5 protein-coding genes are annotated in these 7,225 nt (G+C 43.9%); 4 read left to right on the top strand and 1 reads right to left on the bottom strand.

Features of this window, described 5'->3' with window-relative positions; genetic code table 11:
- Positions 1-70: 70 nt before the first annotated feature.
- The gene (locus tag H5300_RS16830) at positions 71-3,094 is read right to left on the bottom strand and encodes an HD domain-containing phosphohydrolase (protein ID WP_182796476.1); all 3,024 of its coding nucleotides are present in this window, start codon (positions 3,092-3,094) and stop codon (positions 71-73) included.
- Positions 3,095-3,440: 346 nt separating this feature from the next.
- Here H5300_RS16830 and H5300_RS16825 point away from each other — a divergent pair, with 346 nt between their 5' ends.
- The 4 genes from H5300_RS16825 to H5300_RS16810 all read left to right on the top strand — a co-directional run bounded on the left by H5300_RS16825 (position 3,441) and on the right by H5300_RS16810 (position 7,100).
- Positions 3,441-4,187, top strand: coding sequence for a phosphatase (locus H5300_RS16825; RefSeq protein ID WP_182796475.1), 747 nt, complete (start codon positions 3,441-3,443; stop codon positions 4,185-4,187).
- Between the two features lie 177 nt (positions 4,188-4,364).
- The gene (locus H5300_RS16820) at positions 4,365-4,760 is read left to right on the top strand and encodes a cytochrome b562 (RefSeq protein WP_004730193.1); all 396 of its coding nucleotides are present in this window, start codon (positions 4,365-4,367) and stop codon (positions 4,758-4,760) included.
- A gap of 342 nt (positions 4,761-5,102) precedes the next feature.
- Entirely contained in the window at positions 5,103-5,453 is a 351-nt protein-coding gene (locus tag H5300_RS16815; protein ID WP_061023346.1) for a hypothetical protein, read from the top strand.
- A gap of 111 nt (positions 5,454-5,564) precedes the next feature.
- A complete protein-coding gene (locus H5300_RS16810; protein ID WP_182796474.1) occupies positions 5,565-7,100 on the top strand; it encodes a PepSY domain-containing protein in 1,536 nt (511 codons plus the stop codon).
- Positions 7,101-7,225 lie beyond the last annotated feature (125 nt).

Raw genomic sequence — 7,225 nt, 5'->3', positions numbered from 1 at the left:
GGCTAAAGGCTAAAGACTAAAGACTAAAGATTAAAGATTAAAGACTAAAGACTAAATGGTTAGCTCAAACTTAAAATAATGAGCGTATGTACTCTTTTACTCGGTCGATGTGTTCGTTTGGTTCAATCTCGCAACGCTGTTTAGTCTCTAGGAATCGCTCAGCGTATTTGTCGTAGATTTCGTTTTCTAAGAACAGCAAATACAGCTTGGGATCGATATGACCGCTGGTGGCCATGTCGGTCATGATGTTGAGTGATTCGCTTAGGAGTTTGCCTTTCTTATACGGGCGATCACTAGAGGTGAGCGCTTCAAAGACATCAGCAATGGCCATCGCTCTGGACGGTAAAGGTAATTGGTCTTCGCTTAAGCCTCTTGGGTAGCCCTTACCGTCGATACGCTCGTGGTGTCCGCTGGCGATATCCGGAATGTTCTGAAGGTAAGACGGATAAGGCAGCTTGTTAAGCATGGTGAAGGTTTGAATAATATGATCGTTGATCATGAAACGTTCTTCATCGTTTAACGTGCCACGACGAACTTTCAAGTTGTGCAGTTCACCTTGGTTGTATTTGACCTCTCCTGGCTTAAGCACAAACGCTTCTTGCCATACATCAGCAGGGCTAAAGCCATTGTCCCACGGTATTTTATGCTCAGGCTTATCGGCAAGTAGCGGCTCCATAACCGGTAGTATTTGGTCTTTTCTTGCTGGTTCAGCTTCACTCTTCTCTGTCGTGTCTTGTTGTGCATTGAATCTCTCTTTTTCAGACCAAGATAACCCTAGCTGATCGTCGAGTGTGCGTTTCCATTGGCGCTTGGCTATTCGGTCTAAGCGTTCTAGTTGTTCGTCCGTCATCGACTCTCCACCAAGATTGCATTCAGCAACAAAGGCAAATTCTTCATCCAATTCTGACAAGCTTTGTTCGAGGATCTTAAGCTGATCCTCTTGAAGCGCTCCGTTCGCTATAGCTTTCCAGTAGTCCGTTTCAGCCTGTTGTTTTAACAGTTCGAAACGCATTCGCACTTCGTGGATTCGGTCGTAAATGGTTTCAAGTTTTGTCGCTTTGTCTACGACATACTCGGGTGTGGTTACCTTGCCGCAGTCATGAAGCCAAGCGGCGAGCATTAACTCTTCCCACTGTTTACTATCCAATGAGAATTGCGGGTAATAACGGTCATCATCAATGGTTGCTTGGGTGAGCCATTTGGTGAGTTCAGGCACTCGTTGGCAGTGCCCGCCCGTGTAAGGTGATTTGGTATCAATCGCTGATGCAATCAACTCGATAAAGGCATTAAGCATGTCTTTCTGTTGCTGCATTTGGTCGATGTTGTCTTTGGCTATTTCCGCAAAGCTGAGCAGTTCTCGTAAGAAGGCGTGCTTGTCTGCCTGCATCTTGGTAATCGGTCTTTCATAGCCAATTGCGACGATACCCACCAACAACTTCTCACGGTTTAATAGTGGAAACAGGTACAGATCTGAATTGAAGATCGAATCTTGGTAATAGTTGAGAACATTGTCTTCTCGGTTTAAGTGGATGGTTTCTCCAGATTTAAGCTGGCACAGCAACCAAGGGGTGTGCTTGATGAAGTCATTGATGTCGGCCTTAAAGGGAAGAATGGCGAGGTTCGCGGCCGTATCAAACACATCTTTCTCTTTTGATTGAGTGAAGAGGACGATGGTTTCTGCTTTGGTAATTAAATAGCTTTGATGAGCAATATTCTTGGCTAAGATCGAAAATTCCTGATTACCTGCCGTGTCTCGAAGTAGCGTAATAAGATCATGAAGCGTGTGTTCCATCAGCTCAATTGAGTGGGCGAGGTTAGCCACTTCTTGAATCATGCTTTTGGGATAATGAGTTCGCCTGAAGTCAAATCGTGCGATGTTGTCGGTGAGTTGCATCAGTGTATTGAGTGGCTGAGACAGTCTATTAGCAACAAACCATACGATAGCGAAGCAGATGAACAACATCCCAATCGCGACGGCGACTTGCTTGTCACGCATCGAGATAAGATCAGAGAGCAACTCATTGTGTGGCGTAGCCTCTGCCAAATATAAAGTGACATTCTGAGTGAGCTCAACAGGCGTTAGCGTTAATGCCCAAGTGTTTAAGTTGTACTCAACGTTTTTTAGGTTGAGGTTTAATTTCTCCTCGTCGGAGATAAGTGGTGCTATGACGGATGCTTTCAATGCTTCCATCTGTTCACGTTTGGGCACATTAAAGAAGCTTTGGTCTTGCTCACTACCAGAGAGTTTCCCTGTCGTTTGGTTATTCGTTTTCTCAGTTTTACTTGTGTCGTTAGGCTGGGAGGTAAGCTTGGGAATCGATAGATCAAGTTGATGTTGGCCGAGAAGATTGAAATGTTGATCGAACAGAGCGAGTCGGGTTTGTGGAGAGTAGGCCAATTCACTGATCTGGGAAGAGAGAGATTTCAACGTGAAGTCGGCACCAACGACATGCTTGCCATCCAAAGAACGTCTAGAAAGCGTGATGCCATTGGTTTGCAGGAAATAGAACAGGTAGGGCTCAGAGAGTTGTATTGAGCCGTCAGGCTTTGCGTTACGAAACCAAGGTCGAGTCGTGGGGTTGAACTTACTCTCGGCTTGTCGGGTACTGATCACTTGGTGTGCGCCATCGAGAAAGGTAATAAAGTTATCACCATCTAGATTGGTGCTGCTGACCATCATGGTCGCTTTGGCGGGAGCGTTGTTGTCGGCTCTCTGTTTAATGGAACTCAGAGGACGAAAGATTCTGAAATCGCCATCTTCAGAGCCATAGAACAGAGCGACTAAATTGGTATTTTGTTTGAAGATGATATCGACCGAAGCAAGCCAAGATTCTTTTTCGACGGAGGAGGTTTGATGAGCAACAAACGGGCTCACTGCCATCACGTTTAAGGTTGTGATGACTGGGGCAATAGCTTGTTTAAATACCGATTCCAGCTTATCGCGATGTTCATTACTGACTTCGCGCACGGTGCCTAAAAGCAGTTCTTGAGAGTGCCGATAACTTATCGAAATCAGTACGGTACCGACAAGAGTGGTCAAAATTAAGAAAAGGCTAGTGATGTGGATACTCAGCGGATATCGTCTTCTTCTCATCTAACACTCCAGTTTGTAGACTGGTTTAAGTATTGACGAACTTGGGTAGGTTGCAAAAAATTGGCGTAATTACCGAGTATGTTCGATTTTACTTAGATAAGAAAAGCGTTAGTGTCGTCTGGCTAGCCACGTATTATCGTGCTGTGTAAATGAACTTACAAGAAACCCTTATGTTTAGGTGCTAATTGTCACTTTCAGCTGATAAACTGGTCGAATTGTTGCCATTAAGCATTCCTTTTCAGAAGCACTCCTTTACAGAAAAAGGTGCGGGCACTCCTTTCCAGAAAGAGGCTCAGAGTTACTTTCTGGAAAACGTTTTTTGACTAAGCGAAGAGAGCATTGATTCATGGAACTCAAAGTAGATACCCACACCCACACATACGCAAGTGGCCATGCTTACAGCACGCTGATCGAAAACGCGAAATCGGCGAAGCAAAACGGTTTAGCCATGTTTTGTACTACTGACCATTCAGAATCAATGCCGGGCGCGCCACACTATTGGTTCTTCAGCAATCAGCGTGTGCTCCCTCGTTTTATTGAAGATGTCGCAATTATTCGAGGTGTCGAGTCAAACATCATGAACACACAGGGTGAAATCGACATTCATCCGAGTGTGGATAAGAACTTGGATTGGGTGATCGCGAGTTTTCATGAGCCAGTATTTCGTCCATCGGATGTCGCTACCCATACAGAAGCATTGTTGAATGTGATTAAAGGTGGTCGAATTGATGCGCTTGGTCACTTAGGAAACCCTAATTTTGATTTCGATTTTGAAGCTGTGATTCAATGTGCAGCGGAACATAACGTTGCGATCGAAATTAACAACACCACGCTTAAAGGCAATAGCCGAGTTGGCAGTGTTGACCGCTGTTATGAGATTGCAAGAATAGCGAAAGCGAAAGGTGCGTTTATTACGACAGGTAGCGATGCGCATTTCTGCGTAGATGTCGGTGGCTTGGACTTAGTCGCTGTATTGTTAGACAAAGTAGGTGTGGATTCGAGTAAAGTGGTCACTCATTCGCCACAGCAATTTTTGGCATTTTTAGCATTGCGTGGCCGCCAATCTATTGCTGAATTTTCGGTATTTGAGTGATGGAATAGCCGTTACTTTTTACATTTTAGTCATTGGTTAGCTAGCTAGTTTGCATTTCGACACAATCAATTTTTGTGCCCGACGGATTTTTCTATACACTAGCCGAAAATAATAAAGTCGAAGTGCCACAACAACGATGGCGCTATCTTCAAAGACATCGCTTCACTTGGAGAAACAATGAAAACTCGCTCAATCCTTTTATCTGGCTTAATCGCTGCTTCGCTATTGTCTGGCAACGCTTTTGCTAATGTTGACCTTAAGAAAAACATGCAAGAAATGAAGCTTGCGTTCAAACAAGCGGCAGAAGCTCAAAACATTGAAGAGATGCAAAAGCCTATCGTACGTATCGACACGCTAGTTGCAGAGCTCAAAACGGGTGTTTACCCAATTGAGAAAGAAGAACACTTCATGGAAGGTTTCAAAAAGATCAGTGCATCGATTGATAGCATTGAGAAGAAGCTAGACCAAGGTGAATTTGAATCTGCACAGCAAGAGCTTCGTACTATCGATGGCCTTCGTGAAGAGTATCACGAGAAGCGTAATCCAAGCATTTGGAGCAAGATCTTCGGTTAATCTGCTAATCAATTGAGTTTGCTAGATACGTAACAAAGAGCAAAACCTCAAGATTCGATTTCTAAAACGCTGCCTTACATCATTCTTATCAAGAAGTTGTAAGGCGGCGTTTTTTATTGTCTTTTTTATAAACAGTTTACTGCTATTTTCTAGACATGTTACTGCTATCTAGACATGTTACTGCTAATAGGTGCGTAACATTCTTTTGGCTCTTTCGTTGTAACCAGTTTTTAACTAAAAAGAGTGTGCGTTAGCTTCAATTTTCTAACCTGATGTTAATTTTTACGTTTACCTATATAACAAGTGCCTCATAATAAGGAAAATTTATAAAGATTAGGAATAATGCGCCGAACTTCGTTCAATTTCTCCATGTTACTCGCTACAGCATTAAGCTGGGTGCTAGTGACATTAATGCCTGTTATCAATGCTCATGGTAATAGTGCGGGAGTATGGGCGTCGTTATGTACGGTCAACGGCTTTGAACTGGTTCAAATTGAAGAAGGCGAACCCAATACTCACAAAGGAAAGCCGTGTCCCTTTAGCCATTTTTCCACGTTTCACCAAGACGAACTTCCAACTACACTACTGACAACTCGACTGAGTTCTATTGTCTCCGACAGCTACGCTTTTTTGGCTCTAAGCGAACGCTATATGAGGCAAGCTCCGCGCGGCCCTCCCTTTGATATTGCTTAAACCTAACCCACTAAAATAATTAAAAAATAAAGTATTAAGTAAAGTTAAACATGCTCAAATTACTTTCTGATCTTTCAGAAGGTATGTTTGCGTGTGTCAAAGGAAATAATAATGTTGAGAAATGAATCTCAAACCCCTGCGAAAGCACAAGCAACTTCGCAGTCTAAAAGCAGTGCAACAACCGGTTCGAAAACCAATATAAAAAGCAAAGACCGCAATAAAACTCTCTACTTCCTCACTTGGCGCTGGCACTTCTATGCCGGGCTATTCGTTATCCCATTCATGTTGATGTTGAGTATTACTGGTTTGGTGATGCTGTTTGACGATGAAATCGAACTTGCTCTCCATCAAGACGCGATTGAAATTGTTGCATCGGGCGAACCGATCAAGGTGTCACAACAATTAGCTGCCGTACAACATCAATACCCACAAGGTACGGTGACACAGTTTGTACCGAGCAAAGTCCCTGATCTCGCCAACCGTTTCTCGGTGGCACTTGAAGACGGAACGTCCGTTTTCGCTACGGTGAATCAATACACTGGCGAAGTGGTAGGAGAAATCCCACGCAGCGATAGCCTTTATCAGCTCGCGAATGATATTCACGGAACATTACTAATTGGCGATTGGGGTGATTACCTCATTGAGGTTGCAATCAGCTTATCGATCCTGTTGCTCATCAGTGGTATTTACTTATGGCTACCAAGAGATAACGCGAGCCGCGCTGGTTTTCTTAAGCTTCGATTTGGTTCAGGAACGCGTATTTTAATGCGTGATCTGCATGCGAACATCGGTGGAACACTGTCATTCATTCTTCTGTTATTTATTCTATCGGGATTATCATGGACTGGCTTTTGGGGCGGTAAGCTAGTGCAAGCATGGAGTACGTTTCCTGCTCAAATGTGGGACGACATTCCTCTGTCTAACGAAACGCATGCTTCTTTAAATCACGGGTCTGAAGAGGAAATGCCTTGGAACCTAGAGCAAACTCCACTGCCTTTGTCTCAAGATAAGCCAGCAGAACACGTCCACCAAGTAGAAGAAGCGTCTGAAGCTCATGATCATTCTAAGATGGGTGAGGATCATTCTCAGCATGTATTATCTGCGAGTAATTTCTCGATTGATGATGTGATAGCAAAAGCTCAATCTCTTGGTTTTACGCAATATAAAGTCAATTTTCCGCGCTCAGAAACGGGCGTTTACACCGTGGCTGCCAATACCATGGGTGGCGATATCATCGACCCAACCCAAGATCGCACGACTCACCTTGACCAATATTCAGGGCGCATTCTAGGAGAGGTGACGTGGCAAGATTACAATTTATTCGCCAAAACTTTAGCTGTTGGTATTTCTCTACACCAAGGTGACATCAGTATCATCAACAAGCTTCTAAATGCGTTGTTCTGTTTGGCATTCATTGTGGTGTCAGTGACTGGTGGAGTAATGTGGTGGATGCGTAGGCCTTCAGGCCAAAGAAAGCTGGGAACGCCACCGAAGTTTGGCGATGCAGGCTTATGGAAAGCAGGTTTAGTGACTGTGGTTGTTATTTCGGTACTGTTTCCACTCGCGGGTGCAACGCTCGTGACTGCAATGCTATTGGATTGGTTACTGTTTTCACGCGTTGAGAAATTCAAGACCGCGTTGAGTTAATTGACATGAAAACGGACTTTCTCGATTTGAGAAAGTCCGTTTTATTAATCAGATGGGCGATTCCTTTGTGAGGAAGACTTTAGACTTGATTCAGCTCTAGATTTGATAAAGCTTTAGATCTGATA

Source organism: Vibrio sp. SG41-7, assembly GCF_014164465.1.
Taxonomy (GTDB): domain Bacteria; phylum Pseudomonadota; class Gammaproteobacteria; order Enterobacterales; family Vibrionaceae; genus Vibrio; species Vibrio splendidus.
This window is presented reverse-complemented; position numbering and strand designations above follow the sequence as displayed.

What these genes read in the sequence shown, in the direction of transcription:
- H5300_RS16830 (WP_182796476.1), bottom strand. Translation starts at nt 3,094, where the DNA reads ATGAGAAGAAGACGATATCCGCTGAGTATCCACATCACTAGCCTTTTC.
- H5300_RS16825 (WP_182796475.1), top strand. Translation starts at nt 3,441, where the DNA reads ATGGAACTCAAAGTAGATACCCACACCCACACATACGCAAGTGGCCAT.
- H5300_RS16820 (WP_004730193.1), top strand. Translation starts at nt 4,365, where the DNA reads ATGAAAACTCGCTCAATCCTTTTATCTGGCTTAATCGCTGCTTCGCTA.
- H5300_RS16815 (WP_061023346.1), top strand. Translation starts at nt 5,103, where the DNA reads ATGCGCCGAACTTCGTTCAATTTCTCCATGTTACTCGCTACAGCATTA.
- H5300_RS16810 (WP_182796474.1), top strand. Translation starts at nt 5,565, where the DNA reads ATGTTGAGAAATGAATCTCAAACCCCTGCGAAAGCACAAGCAACTTCG.